The 17,112-nt window shown below is 70.1% G+C and carries 14 protein-coding genes; 13 read left to right on the top strand and 1 reads right to left on the bottom strand.

Annotated features, from left to right (window positions below; all coding sequences use genetic code 11):
• The 7 genes from AC1DV7_RS14835 to AC1DV7_RS14865 all read left to right on the top strand — a co-directional run.
• A partial coding sequence (locus AC1DV7_RS14835) for a TraR/DksA family transcriptional regulator (RefSeq protein WP_477597906.1) occupies positions 1 to 720 on the top strand: 720 nt, incomplete at its 5' end.
• Positions 693 to 1,274 carry a signal peptidase II gene (gene lspA / locus AC1DV7_RS14840; protein ID WP_477597907.1) on the top strand — a complete coding sequence of 194 codons (582 nt, stop codon included), beginning with the start codon at positions 693 to 695 and terminating at the stop codon, positions 1,272 to 1,274. The genes AC1DV7_RS14835 and lspA, both read left to right, overlap by 28 nt.
• Positions 1,274 to 2,197: an RluA family pseudouridine synthase gene (locus AC1DV7_RS14845; protein WP_477597908.1), complete on the top strand. Its 924-nt coding sequence runs from the start codon at positions 1,274 to 1,276 to the stop codon at positions 2,195 to 2,197. The genes lspA and AC1DV7_RS14845 overlap by 1 nt, the downstream gene beginning before the upstream one ends.
• 112 nt (positions 2,198 to 2,309) lie before the next feature.
• Positions 2,310 to 5,906, top strand: a complete 3,597-nt coding sequence (dnaE, locus tag AC1DV7_RS14850; RefSeq protein ID WP_477597909.1) for a DNA polymerase III subunit alpha — start codon at positions 2,310 to 2,312, stop codon at positions 5,904 to 5,906.
• Positions 5,907 to 5,934: 28 nt separating this feature from the next.
• Positions 5,935 to 8,112: a S9 family peptidase gene (locus AC1DV7_RS14855; RefSeq protein WP_477597910.1), complete on the top strand. Its 2,178-nt coding sequence runs from the start codon at positions 5,935 to 5,937 to the stop codon at positions 8,110 to 8,112.
• Between the two features lie 73 nt (positions 8,113 to 8,185).
• Positions 8,186 to 10,309, top strand: a complete 2,124-nt coding sequence (locus AC1DV7_RS14860) for an ATP-binding SpoIIE family protein phosphatase (RefSeq protein WP_477597911.1) — start codon at positions 8,186 to 8,188, stop codon at positions 10,307 to 10,309.
• 195 nt (positions 10,310 to 10,504) lie between these two features.
• Positions 10,505 to 10,663: a hypothetical protein gene (locus AC1DV7_RS14865; protein ID WP_477597912.1), complete on the top strand. Its 159-nt coding sequence runs from the start codon at positions 10,505 to 10,507 to the stop codon at positions 10,661 to 10,663.
• A 93-nt stretch (positions 10,664 to 10,756) separates the two neighbouring features.
• On the opposite strand, the gene AC1DV7_RS14870 is transcribed toward AC1DV7_RS14865, so the two are convergent.
• Positions 10,757 to 11,197: an SRPBCC family protein gene (locus tag AC1DV7_RS14870; protein WP_477597913.1), complete on the bottom strand. Its 441-nt coding sequence runs from the start codon at positions 11,195 to 11,197 to the stop codon at positions 10,757 to 10,759.
• 68 nt (positions 11,198 to 11,265) lie between these two features.
• Here AC1DV7_RS14870 and AC1DV7_RS14875 point away from each other — a divergent pair, with 68 nt between their 5' ends.
• From AC1DV7_RS14875 to AC1DV7_RS14900, 6 genes are all read left to right on the top strand, one after another.
• Complete coding sequence (locus AC1DV7_RS14875) at positions 11,266 to 11,607, top strand: DUF2200 domain-containing protein (protein ID WP_477597914.1); 342 nt, start codon at positions 11,266 to 11,268, stop codon at positions 11,605 to 11,607.
• Between the two features lie 47 nt (positions 11,608 to 11,654).
• Complete coding sequence (locus tag AC1DV7_RS14880; protein WP_477597915.1) at positions 11,655 to 12,425, top strand: alpha/beta hydrolase family protein; 771 nt, start codon at positions 11,655 to 11,657, stop codon at positions 12,423 to 12,425.
• Between the two features lie 16 nt (positions 12,426 to 12,441).
• Positions 12,442 to 15,216 (top strand): winged helix-turn-helix domain-containing protein, encoded by a 2,775-nt coding sequence (locus AC1DV7_RS14885; RefSeq protein WP_477597916.1) that lies wholly within the window; start codon positions 12,442 to 12,444, stop codon positions 15,214 to 15,216.
• Between the two features lie 135 nt (positions 15,217 to 15,351).
• Entirely contained in the window at positions 15,352 to 16,053 is a 702-nt protein-coding gene (locus AC1DV7_RS14890) for a hypothetical protein (protein ID WP_477597917.1), read from the top strand.
• Between the two features lie 50 nt (positions 16,054 to 16,103).
• Positions 16,104 to 16,745, top strand: coding sequence for a DUF2306 domain-containing protein (locus AC1DV7_RS14895; protein WP_477597918.1), 642 nt, complete (start codon positions 16,104 to 16,106; stop codon positions 16,743 to 16,745).
• Positions 16,742 to 17,017 carry a hypothetical protein gene (locus AC1DV7_RS14900; protein ID WP_477597919.1) on the top strand — a complete coding sequence of 92 codons (276 nt, stop codon included), beginning with the start codon at positions 16,742 to 16,744 and terminating at the stop codon, positions 17,015 to 17,017. Before AC1DV7_RS14895 ends, AC1DV7_RS14900 begins: the two co-directional genes overlap by 4 nt.
• Positions 17,018 to 17,112: the final 95 nt, after the last annotated feature.

A 17,112-nucleotide genomic window follows, 5' to 3' on the forward strand; every position in this document is an offset into this window, starting at 1 on the left:
AAGAAGGCGGCACCGGCCAAGAAGGCGGCACCGGCCAAGAAGGCGGCACCGGCCAAGAAGGCGGCACCGGCCAAGAAGGCGGCACCGGCCAAGAAGGCGGCACCGGCCAAGAAGGCGGCACCGGCCAAGAAGGCGGCACCGGCCAAGAAGGCGGCACCGGCCAAGAAGGCGGCACCGGCCAAGAAGGCGGCACCGGCCAAGAAGGCGGCACCGGCCAAGAAGGCGGCCGCACCCGCCACGAAGGCCGCCCCGGCGAAGAAGGCGGTTCCTGCCAAGACGGCGGCACCCGCCAGCAAGTCCGTGCCGGCGAGGAAGACCGCTCCCACCCGCGCGCTGCGGGTTCGTGACGACGAGTCGCCCTGGACCGCCAAGGAGCTTCGCGAGATCCGCGGCGGCATCGAGGCCGACGTGGCGCACCTGCGCCAGGAGATCAGCGTCGCCGAGGCCGACCTCGTCGGGTTGATGCGGGACGCCGGCGACGGCGCCGGTGACGACCAGGCCGACGCGGGAGCCAAGACGTTCGAGCGCGAGCAGGAGATCTCGTTGGCCAACAACGCCCGCGAGATGCTGGACCAGAACCTCCACGCGCTGGAGCGACTCGACGACGGCACCTACGGGATCTGCGAGTCGTGCGGCAACCCGATCGGCAAACTTCGCCTTCAGGCCGCTCCTCGTGCGACCCTATGCGTGACATGCAAGACGAAGCAGGAGCGCCGCTGACCGCGGCCCACGAGTCCACCCCCGCCGCCCACCCCGCCCAGCACCGCCGCAGCAGCCTGTTCCTGCTCATGGGGGCCACTGCCGTGGTGTCCTACGCCGCCGACCAGGCCACGAAGGTCTGGGCGCTTAACAGGCTGACCCCCGGCGACCCGGTCGAGCTGGTCGGGGAGTTCATCCGCCTCAACCTGATCCGCAACGCCGGAGCCGCGTTCTCCATCGGCAACGGCGCCACCTGGATCATGACCCTCATCGCCTGCGGTGTCCTGGTCTTCATCCTGGCCACCGCACGCCGCATCGGCAGTCGCGGCTGGGCGTGGGCACTCGGCCTCCTGCTGGGTGGGTCCTTGGGCAACCTCACGGACCGGATGGTGCGCAGCCCCGGTCCGGGGCGGGGTCACGTGGTCGACTTCATCGACTACTTCGGCCTGTTCATCGGCAACGTCGCCGACATCGCGATCGTGGGCGCGGCCGCGCTGATCGCCGTCCTCGCGATGCGAGGCATCGGCGTCGACGGCCAGCACCCGCACCACGGGCGCCACGAGGCGGGGAACTGATGGCTGAGAACCGCACCCTCTTCGTCCCGGACGGGCTCGAGGGCGAGCGCGTCGACGCGGCCCTCGCCCGGCTCTTCGGGGTCTCGCGGACCAAGGCCGCCGACCTGGCCGTCGCCGGCGAGGTCCAGCTCAACCACCAGCCGGCTGGCAAGTCCGACCGCGTGAGTGCCGGAGACCTGCTCGAGGTGGTCCTGCCGACCGCCGAGGACAGCCCCACGCTCCAGGTCATCGCCGAGCCGGTTCCCGGGATGTCGATCATCCACGACGACGACGACCTCGTCGTGGTCGACAAGCCCGTGGGTGTGGCCGCCCACCCCAGCGTCGGCTGGACCGGTCCCACCGTGGTCGGCGGGCTGGCGGCCGCGGGCTACCGCATCGCGACCAGTGGCGCGAGCGAGCGCCAGGGCATCGTGAGCCGGCTCGACGTGGGCACCTCGGGGTTGATGGTGGTCGCCAAGTCCGAGTACGCCTACAGCGTGCTCAAGCAGGCCTTCCGGTCCCGCACCGTCGACAAGAAGTACCACGCCCTGGTCCAGGGCCTGCCCGACCCGGTCGTGGGGACGATCGACGCCCCGATCGGGCGCCACCCCGGTCACGACTACAAGTTCGCGGTCATGGAGAAGGGCAAGCCGAGCGTCACCCACTACGAGGTCATCGAGGCGTTCCGGGCGGCGTCCCTGCTCGACATCCACCTCGAGACGGGGCGGACCCACCAGATCCGCGTGCACTTCAGTGCCCTGCACCACCCGTGCGCCGGTGACCTGACCTATGGCGCGGACCCCAAGCTGGCGGCGCGGCTGGGTCTGGACCGGCAGTGGCTGCACGCCGTGGGCCTCGGGTTCGACCACCCCGGCACCGGCAAGTACGTCACGTTCGAGAGCCCGTACCCCACGGACCTCGAGCGCGCGCTCGACCTGCTCTAGACCCGGTGAGGTATGCCGTGGAGCTGGCTCCACGGCATACCACGTGCCTCATCCGTCACAGTCAGGCGCGTCCCTTAGGGGATGTCGGGACCCCGACCTAGGATCACTTCTGATGTCCCCCCAGATCGCCTCCGGCACTTCCAGCAGCGACTCGTTCGTCCACCTCCACGTGCACACCGAGTACTCCATGCTCGACGGCGCGGCCAGGATCGGGGACCTGTTCACCCGGGCGGCCGAGATGGGCATGCCCGCCCTGGCGACGACCGACCACGGGTACGTCTTCGGGGCCTACGAGTTCTGGAAGAAGGCCCAGGGCACGGGCGTCAAGCCGATCATCGGCGTCGAGGCGTACGTCACGCCGGGCACCCACCGCACCGACAAGACCCGTGTGAAGTGGGGCGAGGAGCATCAGTCCGGCGACGACGTGTCCGGCTCCGGCGCCTACACCCACATGACGCTGCTGGCCAAGAACAACAACGGTCTGCACAACCTCTTCCGGCTCGACTCCCAGGCCAGCCTCGACCAGGTCTACGCGAAGTGGCCGCGCATGGACCGCGAGCTGCTGTCGACCTACGGCCAGGGGCTGATCGCGACCACGGGCTGCCCCTCCGGCGAGGTCCAGACCCGGCTGCGGCTGGGCCACTACAAGGAGGCCGTGGCCGCCGCCGCCGACTTCCGCGACATCTTCGGCGCCGAGAACTACTTCTGCGAGCTCATGGACCACGGGCTCGACATCGAGCGGCGCGTCCAGAAGGACCTGCTCCGCCTCGCCCGCGACCTCGGTCTGCCGCTCGTCGCGACCAACGACCTGCACTACACCAGCCCCGAGGACGCCAAGGCGCACTCGGCGCTGCTGTGCGTGCAGTCCGGGTCGACGCTCATGGACCCGGGCCGGTTCAAGTTCGACGCCGACGACTTCTACCTCAAGAGCCCCGCCGAGATGCGGCACACCTGGCGCGAGCTGCCCGAGGCCTGCGACAACACGTTGCTGATCGCCGAGATGTGCGACATCTCGTTCACCGAGGGTGAGGGCCGGTTCATGCCGCGGTTCCCCTGCCCGCCCGGGGAGAACGAGGAGAGCTGGTTCATCAAGGAGGTCCAGACGGGCCTCATCGAGCGGTTCCCCGGCGGCGTCCCCGACTACGCCACCAAGCAGGCGAGGTTCGAGACCGACGTCATCGTCTCCAAGGGCTACGCCGGCTACTTCCTCGTCGTCGCCGACTTCATCAACTGGGCCAAGAAGAACGGCATCCGGGTCGGTCCGGGCCGTGGCTCCGGCGCCGGGTCGATGTGCGCCTACGCGATGAAGATCACCGACCTCGACCCGATCCCGCACGGGCTGATCTTCGAGCGGTTCCTCAACCCCGAGCGCATGTCGATGCCCGACTTCGACGTCGACTTCGACGAGCGCCGGCGCGGTGAGGTCATCCGCTACGTGACGGAGAAGTATGGCGCGGAGCGCGTCGCGCAGATCGTCACCTACGGCACCATCAAGGCCAAGCAGGCCGTCAAGGACGCCGCCCGGGTGATGGGTCACCCGTTCAACGTCGGCGAGGCGCTGACCAAGGCGATGCCGCCGGACGTCATGGGCAAGGGCGTGCCGCTCTCCGAGATCTACAACAAGGAGCACAAGCGCTACGGCGACGGCACCGAGTTCCGGGCCCTCGTGCAGACCGAGAGCCACTACCAGGAGATCGTCGACACGGCCCTCGGTCTCGAGGGCCTCAAGCGCCAGTGGGGCGTCCACGCCGCAGGCGTCATCATGTCCAGCGAGCCGCTGATCGACGTCATCCCGATCATGCGCCGGCTGCAGGACGGGCAGGTGATCACGCAGTTCGACTACCCCAGCTGCGAGTCGCTCGGCCTGGTCAAGATGGACTTCCTCGGCCTTCGCAACCTCACCATCCTCGACGACGCCATCGACAACGTGCAGGCCAACCGCGGCGAGGAGATCGACCTCGACGCGCTGTCCAAGGACATGACCGACAAGGCGACCTACGCGTTGCTGTCGAGGGGTGACACCCTGGGCGTCTTCCAGCTCGACGGCGGCGGCATGCGCACGCTGCTCAAGCTGATGCAGCCCGACAACTTCGAGGACATCTCGGCGGCCCTGGCGCTCTACCGTCCCGGCCCGATGGGCGTCAACGCCCACACCAACTTCGCCCTGCGCAAGAACGGCAAGCAGGCCCTGACGCCGCTCGACCCCCAGCTCGAGGGCAAGCTCCAGCAGGAGATGATCGACGCGCTCGACCCGATCCTCGGCACGACCTACGGACTGGTGATCTACCAGGAGCRGGTCATGGAGATCGCCCAGAAGCTCGCCGGCTACACCCTGGGCAACGCCGACCTGCTGCGGCGCGCCATGGGCAAGAAGAAGAAGGAGGTCCTCGACGCCGAGTACGTCCCCTTCTCCGAGGGCATGAAGGCCAAGGGCTTCAACGAGGCGTCGATCGCGGCCCTGTGGGGGGTCCTCGTCCCGTTCTCCGACTACGCGTTCAACAAGGCGCACACCGCGGCCTACGGGCTGGTGTCCTACTGGACCGGCTACCTCAAGGCGAACTACCCGGCCGAGTACATGGCCGCGCTGCTCACCAGCGTCGGTGACGACAAGGACAAGTCTGCTCTCTACCTCGGCGAGTGCCGGCGGATGGGCATCAAGGTCCTGCCCCCCGACGTCAACGACTCGGTCGGCCGGTTCGCCGCGGTGGGCACCGACATCCGGTTCGGCCTGCAGGCGATCCGCAACGTCGGCCACAACGTCGTCGAGGCCATCATCGCCGCCCGCGACGACAAGGGGCCGTTCACGTCGTTCAAGGACTTCCTGTCCAAGTGCCCCGCCGTGGTGTGCAACAAGCGCACCATCGAGTCGCTGATCAAGGCCGGCGCCTTCGACGGTCTGCAGGAGTCGCGCCAGGGCCTCTACCGCGTCCACGAGGACTACATCGACAACTTCGTCGACATCAAGCGCCAGGAGGCGATCGGGCAGGACAGCCTCTTCGGTGGGTTCGGCGACGACGCGGCGGGGGAGTCCGTCGACTTCTCCGTGCTGCCGGCGATCCCCGGCGTCGAGTGGGACAAGAAGACCCTGCTCGGCTTCGAGCGCGAGATGCTCGGCCTCTACGTCTCCGACCACCCGTTGTTCGGCATCGAGCACGTCCTGTCCCAGCACGCCGACACGACCATCTCCAGCCTGACCGGTGAGGACGGCAAGCCCGAGGGCGCCAACGTCACCATCGCCGGGCTCATCACCGGCCTGCAGGTCAAGCGCACCAAGAAGGGGGACCTCTGGGCGATCGTCACCGTCGAGGACCTCGAGGGCGCCATCGAGTGCCTGTTCTTCCCCTCGGCCTACATGACGGTCTCGACGATGCTGACCCATGACGCCGTGGTGGTGGTCAAGGGCCGGGTCAACCGACGCGACGAGACGCCGTCGATCTATGCCTCCGAGCTCACGCTGCCCGACATCTCCGAGGGTCCGCGTGGCCCGGTCGTGGTCACCATCGACACCAACCGGGCCACCCAGGCCAAGGTCGAGCAGCTCAAGTCGGTGCTCGCGTCACACCCCGGGTCGACCGAGGTGCACGTCCGGCTGAGCCAACCGGGGCGCTCGGTCCTGATGCGGCTCGAGGACTCCTACCGGGTCGACGCGACCGACGCGCTGTTCGGTGACCTCAAGGTGATTCTCGGCCCGCGGTGCCTTGCGGGCTGAGGCGGCGGGTTCGCCTACAGTGACGAGCGTGAGCTCACCCCCTGCCTCGTCCGACCCCGCAGGGCCGCAGGCCCACCACCGTCCGGACCAGCCGCCCGTCGCAGCCCGACGCGAGCTCGTCCGGGTGCACCACGGCGACCACGTGGTCGACCCCTACGAGTGGCTGCGTGACAAGGCCGACCCCGCGGTGATCGCCCACCTCGAGGCCGAGAACGACTACGCGGAGGCGGCAACCGCCCACCTCGCGCCGCTACGCCAGGCGATCTTCGGTGAGATCCGGGGACGCGTCCAGGAGACCGACCTTTCGGTGCCGGTGGCCAGCGGACCGTGGTGGTACTACTCCCGCAGCCGCGAGGGCGACCAGTACTCCGTCGAGTGCCGGGTCGCCCGGGTGGCGGGCGAGCCGCGACCGCAGCCCCTGCCGGGGGAGGCCCTGCCCGGTGAGCAGGTCCTGCTGGACCTCAACGCCGAGGCGCGCGGTCACGACTTCCTCTCACTCGGCGCCCTCACCGTGAGCGCCGACCACTCCCGCCTCGCGTATGCCGTCGACACCACGGGCGACGAGCGCTTTGCCTTGCGGGTCAAGGACCTGCTCACGGGCACGGTGGTCGACGACGTTGTGCACGAGGTCGGCTACGGCGCGGTGTTCTCCCTCGACGGCCGGTTCGTCTTCTACACCCGGGTGGACGAGGCCTGGCGACCGCACCAGGTGTGGCGCCACGAGGTGGGCACGGACGCGAGCGAGGACGTCCTGGTCCATGAGGAGCCCGACGAGCGGTTCTGGATGGGCCTGGGGTCGTCCCGGGACGACCGGTGGATCATGATCGGGCTCGGGTCCAAGACGACCTCCGAGGTGCACATCCTCGATGCGGCGAACCCCACCGGCGAGTTCCGGGTGGTGGCGCCACGTCGTGAGGGCGTCGAGTACGACGTCGAACCAGCCGCCGACCGGCTGCTGATCGTGCACAACGCCGACCAGCCCGACTCCGACCTGGCCTGGGCCCCGCTCGACGCCACCTCGCACGAGCAGTGGCACCCACTGATGAGCTCCGTTGCAGGAGAACGTTTCCAGGGCATCGAGGCCTTTGACGACGTCGCCGTGCTGTCCCTGCGCAAGGACGGACTGACGAGCGTGCGGGTGCTCCACCGCGACCCGGCCTCCGAGACGGGCTACGGCGCGACGCACGACCTGACCTTCGACGAGCCGGTCTACCAGGTCGGCCTGGGCGACAACCCCGAGGCGGCGACGGAGTCGGTGCAGGTGGTCTACGAGTCGATGGTCACCCCCAAGACCGTCTACGACTACGACTTCACGAGGCGCGAGTTCACGCTGCTCAAGCGGCAACCCGTGCTGGGCGGCTACGACCCGAGCCAGTTCGAGCAGCGCCGCGTCTGGGCCACGGCAGCCGACGGCACCCAGGTCCCGATCTCCCTCGTCCACCGGGTGGGCGCGCAGCCCGACGGCAGCCATCCCGGCTTCCTCAGCGCCTACGGCTCCTACGAGCTGTCGTCCGACCCCTACTTCTCGGTGGCGAGGCTGTCACTGCTCGAACGCGGCTTCGTCTTCGCGATGGGGCACGTCCGTGGTGGTGGCGAGATGGGGCGGGCCTGGTACGACCACGGCAAGCTCATGCACAAGAAGAACACCTTCACCGACTTCATCGCCGTCGCCGACCACCTCGTCGACTCAGGCTGGGTGGCAGCGGATCGCCTTGTCGCAGAGGGCGGTTCAGCGGGCGGGCTGCTGATCGGAGCCGCCGTCAACCTGGCCCCCGGCCGGTTCCGCGCGGTGCACGCCGCGGTGCCGTTCGTCGACCCGCTCACGACGATCCTCGACCCGAGCCTGCCCCTGACCGTGGGGGAGTGGGAGGAGTGGGGCAACCCACTGGCCGACCCCGAGGTCTACGCGTACATGAAGTCCTACTCGCCGTACGAGAACGTCAGGGACCACACGGCATACCCGGCGGTGCTGGCGACCACCTCGCTCAACGACACCCGGGTGTTCTTCACCGAGCCGGCCAAGTGGGTGGCACGGCTGCGTGAGGCGACCACATCGCCACCCGCAGAGCGGCCCGTGCTGCTGCGCACCGAGATGGTGGCGGGGCACGGTGGCAAGAGCGGTCGCTATGACGCGTGGCGCCAGGTGGCGTGGGAGTGGGCCTTCCTCATCGACCAGGCTGGGGCCGCAGAACGCGGCACCCCGTGAAACCGCTTTCCCGCCAACGCACCGACGGTGGCGTCGCGGACCTACCCTGACACTGGGAGAGAGGGCGGACATCTTGGGTGAGGGCACGATGCGGGAGGTGCGTCGCCTTGCCGACCACAGCGACTGGTCGGCCACACCCCTGGGTGCCCGCGCGGACTGGCCGCCGGCCCTGGAGTCGGCGTGGCGGTTGATGATCGAGTGCCCGCTCCCGATGGCGCTGCTGTGCGGCGACGAGTTCACGATGCTCTACAACGACCCCTTCCGTGAGCTGCTCGGCACCAAGCACCCCGCCGCGTTCGGCAAGCCAGCCGCCCGCGTCGTGTCCGAGGTGTGGGACGACCCGGACACCGGACTGCTCTTCGAGTCCGTGCTGCACGGTGGTGAGGCGCAGCTCCAGGAGGGCGCACAGCTGACCCTGGCCCGGGGCAGGGGTGCAGGCGCCGGCCTCGACACCGGCTACTTCCTCCGATCGTCCTCACCCGTGCTCGACGAGGACGGGTCCCCGCTCGCGGTCCTGCACGTCGTGGTCGAGACGACGTCAGCCGTGGGGCGCGCCCACGCGGTCGCCAGCCTGGCGACCGCGCTGGCCGTGGCGGTCGGTGTCGACGACGTCTGCAAGGTGGTCCTGCGCCAGTCGATGGCGGCCCTGGACGCCTTCGCGGTGACGATCTGCCTGCCGTCGCTGGGCCCAGCCGGGTGGCGGATGGCGCGGCGGCACCGCATCGAGGAGCTGTCACCCGACGAGGAGCGGCTACCCCTCATCTGGTCCGAGCTCGGCGAGGACCTCATGGCGCTCGCGGCGAGCGTCGCCACCTCCGGCGAGCCGTTTCTCGCGGAGTCCGGCGAGACCGTGGCCGTACCCCTGCGCGCCGGCAACGCCGAGGCGGTGCTCATCGTGGCGCGCGAGGCCCAGCCCGTCCCGCACGACGTGGCGACCGTCCTCAACGCGTTCTCCGAGCTGGTCGGCGAGGCGCTCAACCGTGCCGTGGTCTACGACGCCGAACGCACGACCGCCGAGCTGCTGCAACGCACCCTCCTGCCGCCCAACCTTCCGCAGTCCGACGCCGTCAGCATCGCTGCGCGCTACGAGCCCGTCTCGGAGGGCACGGTCGCGGGCGGCGACTTCTACGACTCCTTCTTCCTTCGTGATGGACGACTTGCGTTCGTGATCGGCGACGTCGTCGGGCGTGGGGTCATGGCCGCGACGGTGATGGGCCAGGTGCGGGCTGCCGCGCGGGGGGCCGCGCTCACCGACAGCCGCCCGTCGTCGGTGATGACGGCGCTGGACCGCATCGTGTGGGACCTCGACGCGCTGTGGCCTGCCTCGATGCCGTTGGGCACCCCGCGGGCCCGGCCGGGCATGGCGTTCGGCGGCGAGCTGTTCGTGACCATGCTCTACGGGATCATCGACCCCGACTCGGGACGCGTCGAGCTGGCGAGTGCTGGACACCCGCTCCCCGCCCTGCTCTCCGGGCTGATCTCCCGCCACGAGGGCGCCGAACGCGCCACCTTGGTGTCCATGGCGGTGGGGCCGCCCATCGGCATCGAGGGCGACCGGCCGTCGCACCACCTGTGGCTCGAGGTCGGAGACATGCTCGTGTGCTACACCGACGGGCTTCTCGAGCGTCGGGGCGAGGCCCTCGGCCAGGGGGAGGACAGGCTGGTCAGGCTGCTCAACCAGGTGCCGCCAGCCGGCCCTCGTCGGGTCGCCCAGGCCGTGATCGAGGAGATGCTGCAGACGTCGGGTCAGGAGGACGACTGCGCGGTGCTGGCAGTCGGCCGCTCACCCGAGGGTCACCGCCGGGCCGCGATCGTGGTGCCGCCCATGCCCGAGTCGGTCAAGGGCGCCCGCGACTGGGCGAGGCTACAGCTGGAGGAGTGGTCGGTGTCCGAGGCCGACCAGTACACCATCATCACGGGCATCTCCGAGCTCATCACCAACGCCGTGCTGCACGCCGGCACCGAGTCTCACCTGACCCTCGACCTCGACTCCGGCCTGTTGTCGGCCACGGTGGCGGACAGCGGCAACCGAGGCGAGCCGCTGCTGACCGGCGCCGACACCATGGCGGTGCGGGGTCGAGGATTGTCGTTGGTGCGCGGGATCGCGGATGCTTTCGGGGCACACCGCACCTCGGCCGGCACCACCGTGTGGTTCGAGGTGGCCGTCCAGCTCACGCCCGTGACCGCCACGAGTTGACCCGGCTTGGGTCACTTTGTCCCGATGGTCCGTCGTCCGAACGGCGAAGTCGTGACTCCATTCGTCCAGACGGCGGCGCGCTGACCCGCATCTCGACCCCCAGTTCCGGCATGCTCACCCTCAGCACAGCGCGTGGACCCCTCACCCGCTGGGACAACGTGTCGAGCTGAGTCAACGGAAAGCGAAGGTGCGCCGATGCTGCAACGCCTGCTTGATCGCTTCGTGCCGGTCCGTGACGACGACTCGTCGTGGCTCGACCACCGGGACGGCGTGGGCGTCGCTGCAGCAGTGTCGGTCAGCTCGCACCCCACCAGCGCCATCGAGACCGCAGGCGAACGGACGCTGCAGCATTGACCCACGGCAAAAACGGACAGCACTGACCCACGGCAAAGACCGACGGCACCGATGGACGGCTCGCTGGTCGGATGGCCTCGCCGGGCCCTCGCCTCAGGGCCAGGACTGGCCCTCCACCAGCGCCTTCAGGGCGGCGAGCTCCTTGTGTGCCTCACGAGGGCTGAGGACGACCCGCTCCACGAGGGCGACCACCAGGCGTGGGCGGCGGCGCCAGTGAGTCGCCACGTGCAGGGCGAGGTCCGTGCCACCCGAACGCTCGTTGAGCCGCGACGAGACCTCGAAGGACAGCCCGAGGTAGGCGTCCGTCGTCGTCACCAGGGAGTGTGGGACGTCAGCGGCGAGGACCCTCGTGCGTGCCACGAGCGGGCCGCGTTGTGAGACGTAGGTCGAGCCGGGCTCGCCGGGCGCACCGCGGACGTCTCGGATGACGGGCTTTCCCGTCTGCCACAGCGGGATGCGGGTGGGGTCGACGTAGGTCCTCCACACCTGCGCCGGTGCGGCCTCGATCCAGACCGAGTACTCGACCTCGCCCACGCCACTCACCTCCGGAGGTGGTGCTGACCTACTCCTGCAGGGTACGGCGAGGCGGCTACCCTCGGAGGGTGAGCAGGATCTTCACGACCAGCGTGGCTTCGGTCTATCCCCACTACGTGGCGAAGGTGGAGCGCAAGGGCCGCACCCGGGACGAGCTCGACGAGGTCATCGAGTGGCTGACCGGCTTCGACGAGCCGGCGCTGACGGGTCACCTCGACGCCGGGACCACGTTCGAGGACTTCTTCGCAGCCGCCCGTCTCAACCCGAACGCGTCGCTCATCACGGGGTCCGTGTGCGGAGTCCGGGTCCAGGAGGTCGAGGACCCGTTGATGCGCAGGATCCGCTACCTCGACAAGCTGGTCGACGAGCTGACCAAGGGTAAGGCCATGGACAAGATCCTCAGGGCGTAGCGCTCGCCCGTGGAACGACGCCCCAGGCCGGGCCCGACCCTGCAAGGATGCGCATCGTGGCGCAGCGAGTGTGGTTCCCGAGCACGAGTGGCCCGCGCCTGGCCGGGATCGTCGACGAACCCGAGGGCCCGGTCCGGGGGTGGGGTGTGTTCTCGCACGGCTTCACCCTGGGCAAGAACAGTGCCGCGGCCAGCCGGATCTGCAAGCAGCTGGCCCTCGAGGGCATCGGGATGCTGCGTTTCGACAACCTGGGGCTCGGTGACTCCGAGGGCGACTGGGGCGACGGGTCGTTCTCGCACAAGGTCGCCGACACCGCGCAAGCCGTGCGGTTCATGAACGACACGGGTCGGGAGGTGCGGCTGCTCGTCGGGCACTCCTTCGGCGGTGCGGCTGTGATCGCGGCGGCCCACCAGCTCGACACCGTGCGGGCGGTGTCCAGCATCGGGGCGCCCTACGAGCCCGGGCACGTCGAGCACAACTACGACGCGCTGGTGGAACGCATCCTCGCCGACGGAGAGGCGCCGTTCCTCATCGGGGGCAAGGCCCTGGTCCTGCGCCGGCACTTCATCGAGGACGTCCGTGCCGTGGACCTGCGCGAGCAGATCCGCACGCTGCGCCGGGCGCTGCTGGTCATGCACTCGCCGACCGACAACACCGTCGGGATCGCCAACGCGAGCGAGATCTTCCGCGCCGCACGGCACCCCCGCAGCTTCGTGTCGCTCGAGGGTGCGGACCACCTGCTCACAGGCAGGGAGCAGGCCAAGCGGGCGGCGCGAATCATCAGTGCCTGGGCCGACCCCTACCTCGCGGCACCCTGAGAACAGGGAGCCCGTGGTGCGTCCGCTGATCGCGACCAAGCTGTACGTTCCCCGGCCACGGCAGGGCCTGGTGACCCGGACGAGGCTGCACGAGCTCCTGCGTGCCGGCGAGCGGGCACGGTTGACGCTGGTGTCGGCACCGGCCGGTTTCGGCAAGACCACGTTGCTCACCGACTGGGCCCAGCAGGCCACCGGCACCCCCCGGCCGGTCGCGTGGGTGTCGCTCGAGCCGTCCGACAACGAGCCCGGTTCGTTCTGGTCCTATGTGCTTGCGGCCCTGCAGAGCGCGGTGGCCGATCTCGGCTCGGGCGCCGTGGACCTGTCCGGGCCGGTCCCGGCTGACGCGATGCTCACCACCCTGGTCAACGAGCTTGCGGCGGCGCCCGGCGAGATCTGGCTCGTGCTCGACGACTACCACGTCATCGAGGATCGCGAGGTGCGGGAGGGGATGAGGTTCTTCCTGGATCACCTGCCGCCGAACGTCCACGTCCTCCTCAGCACCCGCGCCGACCCGGACCTGCCGCTGCCCCGCTGGCGGGTGCGTGGGGAAGTGGTGGAGATCCGTGCCGCGGACCTGCGCTTCACCGGCGAGGAGGCCACGGCATACCTCAATGCCTCTGCGGGGCTGGACCTCGACGCCCGGGACGTCGCCGCGCTCGAGGAGCGCACCGAGGGATGGATCGCGGCCCTTCAGCTCGCAGCACTGTCCCTGCGTGGACGCGACGACGTGAGTGGGTTCGTCGCGCGGTTCGCCGGCACCGACCGGTATGTCGTCGACTACCTCGTCGAGGAGGTGTTGGCGCACCAGGGTGAGCAGGTCCGGGACTTCCTCCTCCAGACCTCGGTGCTGGACCGGCTCACCGGTCCGCTCTGCAACGCGCTGACGCTCCGCGACGACGGTGACCAGGCACTCGGTGCCCTCGACCGGGCCAACCTGTTCCTCGTGCCCCTCGACGACCGGCGGCACTGGTACCGCTACCACCACCTGTTCGCCGACGTGCTGAGGTCGCGTCTGCAGGCAGAGCGGCCGGAGCTGGCGCCGGTCCTGCACGGTCGCGCCAGCGCGTGGTTCGAGAGCGAGGGCCTCGACGACGAGACGGTCCAGCACGCCCTGCTGGCGGGCGACTTCGACCGCGCCGCCCACCTCATGGAGCTGCTGGTGCCGTCGATCCGCAAGCACCGCCGCGAGGCCGTGCTGCTGCGCTGGCTCACGGAGCTGCCCGACCCGACGGTCCGTCGAAATCCGGTGCTCAGCGTGTTCTACGGCTACCTCTCGATGGTCTCGGGTGACCTCGACGAGGTCGGACAGCGGTTCGACGACGCCGAGAGGGCGCTGGCGGCCGGGCCCGACCCGGCGTCCGTCCCGTGGGCCGACACCGACGAGCTCCGGACGTTGCCGGCAACCATCGCCGTCCACCGAGCCGCCCTGGCGCAGGCGAGGGGCGATGTCGCGGGAACGGTCGCTCAGGCCGCCCGCGCCCTCGAGCTGGCGGGCCCCGACGACCACCTGGCCAGGGGCGGTGCCGCAGGCTTTCTCGGGCTGGCAGCGTGGGCCGCGGGTGACGTGACGCGGGCGTTCGAGACGTTCACCATCGCGGTCGGAAGCCTGCACGCGGCAGGCAACGTGGTCGACGAGCTCACCAGCACGGTCGTGCTCGCCGACCTGTCCCTCGCCGCTGGCCACCCCGGGCGGGCACGGACGCTCTACCGGCGGGCGATGGAGGTCGCCGACGCGCACGGCGACCCCGTCGCACGCGCAGCCGCCACTCTGCGCGTGGGACTCAGCGAGCTGGACTGCGAGGCCGGTGACCTCCACTCCGCCAGGGCCCACCTCGACGTGGCCGCATCCCTGGCCGAAGGTGCCCCGATGGTCGAGAGCCTCCACCGCTGGTTCGTGGCGAGGAGCCGCGTGGCGGTGGCCGACGGCGACGGGGAGGAGGCCGTCGCACTGCTGGACCAGGCGGAGACCAGCTATCGGCCGGGGTTCTTCCCGGACGTTCGTCCCATCCCTGCGCTCAGGGCTCGGGTCCAGGTCACGCTGGGCGACCTGCCACGAGCCATGGCCTGGGCCGGTGCCGAGGGGATCGCCACGGAGGATGACGCCAGCTACCTCCGGGAGTTCGAGCACCTGACCTTGGTGCGAGTCGTGATCGCGCAGCACCGGGCCAATGCCGACGAGCAGGCGCTCGTCCGGGCGATGGGCCTGCTGGCGCGACTGCACGCGGCCGCCGCGGCCTCTGGTCGGCACGGCAGCCTCCTCGAGATCCGCATGCTGACCGCCCTGGCCCAGGACGCGCTGGGCCGTCCCGACGAGGCAGTGCAGTCGCTGGTTGCGGCGTGGGCGCAGGCACCCGAGCCGGAGGGCTGGGTGCGGCTGTTCCTCGACGAAGGCCGAGCGATGCTCGACCTGCTACGGGCCGCCGAGGCGGAAGGCGACCTCGGTCACCACGCGTCTCGCCTGCTCGGGCACTGGGCTGCCGCTCAGGGTCCTGACGACCAGCCTGCCGGTCAGACCCTTGACGACCAGCCTCACGACCAGCCTGAGGACCAGCTCGGCGACAGGCAGGGTGACCGGGGGCGGCGCCGCGCTCCGTCGCCTGACCTGCTGAGCGGGCGCGAGCTGGAGGTGCTCCGCCTGCTCGACACCGACCTGACAGTGCCCCAGATCGCGCGTGAGCTGTTCGTGTCGCCCAACACGGTGCGCACCCACACGAAGCACATCTTCACCAAGCTCGACGTCACGAGCCGCCGGGCCGCGGTGCGCCGTGCCCGCGAGCGGGGCCTGCTCTGACGCAGTCGCGCTCTGGGCCAGGATCAGATCACCCAGCCGGTCACATCGTTGGGTGACGTGCGGTCACCCTGCTGCTGCCTACCTTCGGGACATCCCCCGCGGCGCCCGCCACGGACCTGGAGCCAGGAGCCGGTCATGACCATCACCACCACCAAGCTCACCCGAGCCGCTGGCCTGTGCGCCGTCGTCGCGGGGCTGCTGTTCATCGCCGTCCAGATCAAGCACCCGCCCCTGGACCTTGCCTTCGTCAGCACGACGGAGTGGAAGGTCCGCCAAGGCATGAAGGTCGTCATGGCCGTCCTGTCGCTCGCCGGCATCACCGGCATGTACCTGCGTCAGGTGAGGCAGACCCGCGTGCTCGGTCTCCTCGGCTACGTCCTGTTCGCCCTCGGCTACCTCATCATGCTGAGCATCGAGATCCTGGGGCTGGTGGTCTTCCCGACCATCGCTGACAGCTCGCCGGGCTATGTCACCGACGTCCTCGCGGTCGCCACCGCCGGCAAGGCGACAGGTGACATCGGCCTGATGCAGCCCCTCAACCTGGTCAACGCCGTGACGTACCTGTTCGGCGGCTTCATCTTCGGTATTGCCCTCTTCCGGGCCAACGTCCTCGCCCGCTGGGCAGCCGCGGTCCTCGCGGCGGGCAGCGTCGCCACCGTCGCGATCCCCTTGGTGCCGGACCTCAACTTCAGATTGTTCGCCCTTCCCATCGGCGTGGCGATGGTCGGCCTCGGGTACTCGCTCTGGAGTGAAGGGCGCTCGCGCGTCACCCGGTCCGCGCCCACCGCCACCGTGCCCACGAGCAGCGAGGCCCGCGACCTGGCCGGTGCCAAGTGACGCTCCGCGCCTCGGCGGCACCCACCCGGTCGACCTGGTCGACGGGGTGGGTGCCCTTCGCCCTCGTGACGCTCAGCCTGGTCCCTGTCATCGCCGGCACCGCGCGCCTGGTCGAGCTGGTGGGGGGACCCCAGGTCCTGCCCCCCAACGCGCGCATCGACTCCTCACCCGCACCGGTCGTCGTGCACATCGCGAGCGCCATACCGTATGCCGTCCTAGGCGCCTTCCAGTTCTCGGCCCGCCTTCGGCGCCGGCACCCCCGGTGGCACCGCACTGCGGGTCGCGTCCTCGTCGGGCTCGGGTTCGCAGTGGCCTTGTCGGGTTTGTGGATGACCCTGTTCTACGCCAGCCAGTCGGCGACGGGGGAGCTGGCCAAGGTCCTTCGGCTTGCCGCCGGGTCTGCCATGGCCGGGAGCCTCGTCCTGGGCCTCGTCGCGATCCGCCGCCGTGACATCGTCACCCACCAGACCTGGATGACGCGCGCCTACGCCCTCGCCCTCGGGGCCGGGACCCAGGTGTTCACCCTGGGCATCGCCCACGCGATCCTCGGCGACGGCAACCACTCGACCGACCTGGGCCTGGGCGCGGGCTGGGTCATCAACCTCGCCATCGCCGAGTACGTCATCGCGCGCCCCGGCCGGAACCCGGCCCCCCGTCGCGTGGCGGTCGCCTCGAACGCCGGTCGGCCATGACCCGGCCCGGTGACACGGTCGCGCCCACGGCCTACCGGCTCCGAGTCGACGGGCACCTCGGCGCCCACTGGTCGACGTGGTTCGCCGGGTTCGCGGTGAGTCACGAGGACGACGGCACCACCACGCTGACCGGCGCCGTGGCCGACCAGGCCCAGCTCCACGGGCTGCTGGCGAGGGTCCGTGACCTCGGCCTCACCTTGCTCTCCGTCCAGGTCCACGGCCCTGCGCGGGATTTCGACGTCGCCGCCCGGAGCCGGCGGGCGTCGCCATGAGGCACCCGTTGCGTCATGTTCCGGACCCGCGACGAGACGGCGACGAAACAGTGCGGCAACGGATGGGGAGGACACTGGCCCCATCGACGCGACCC

This window comes from Pedococcus sp. P2_E4 (assembly GCF_056403935.1).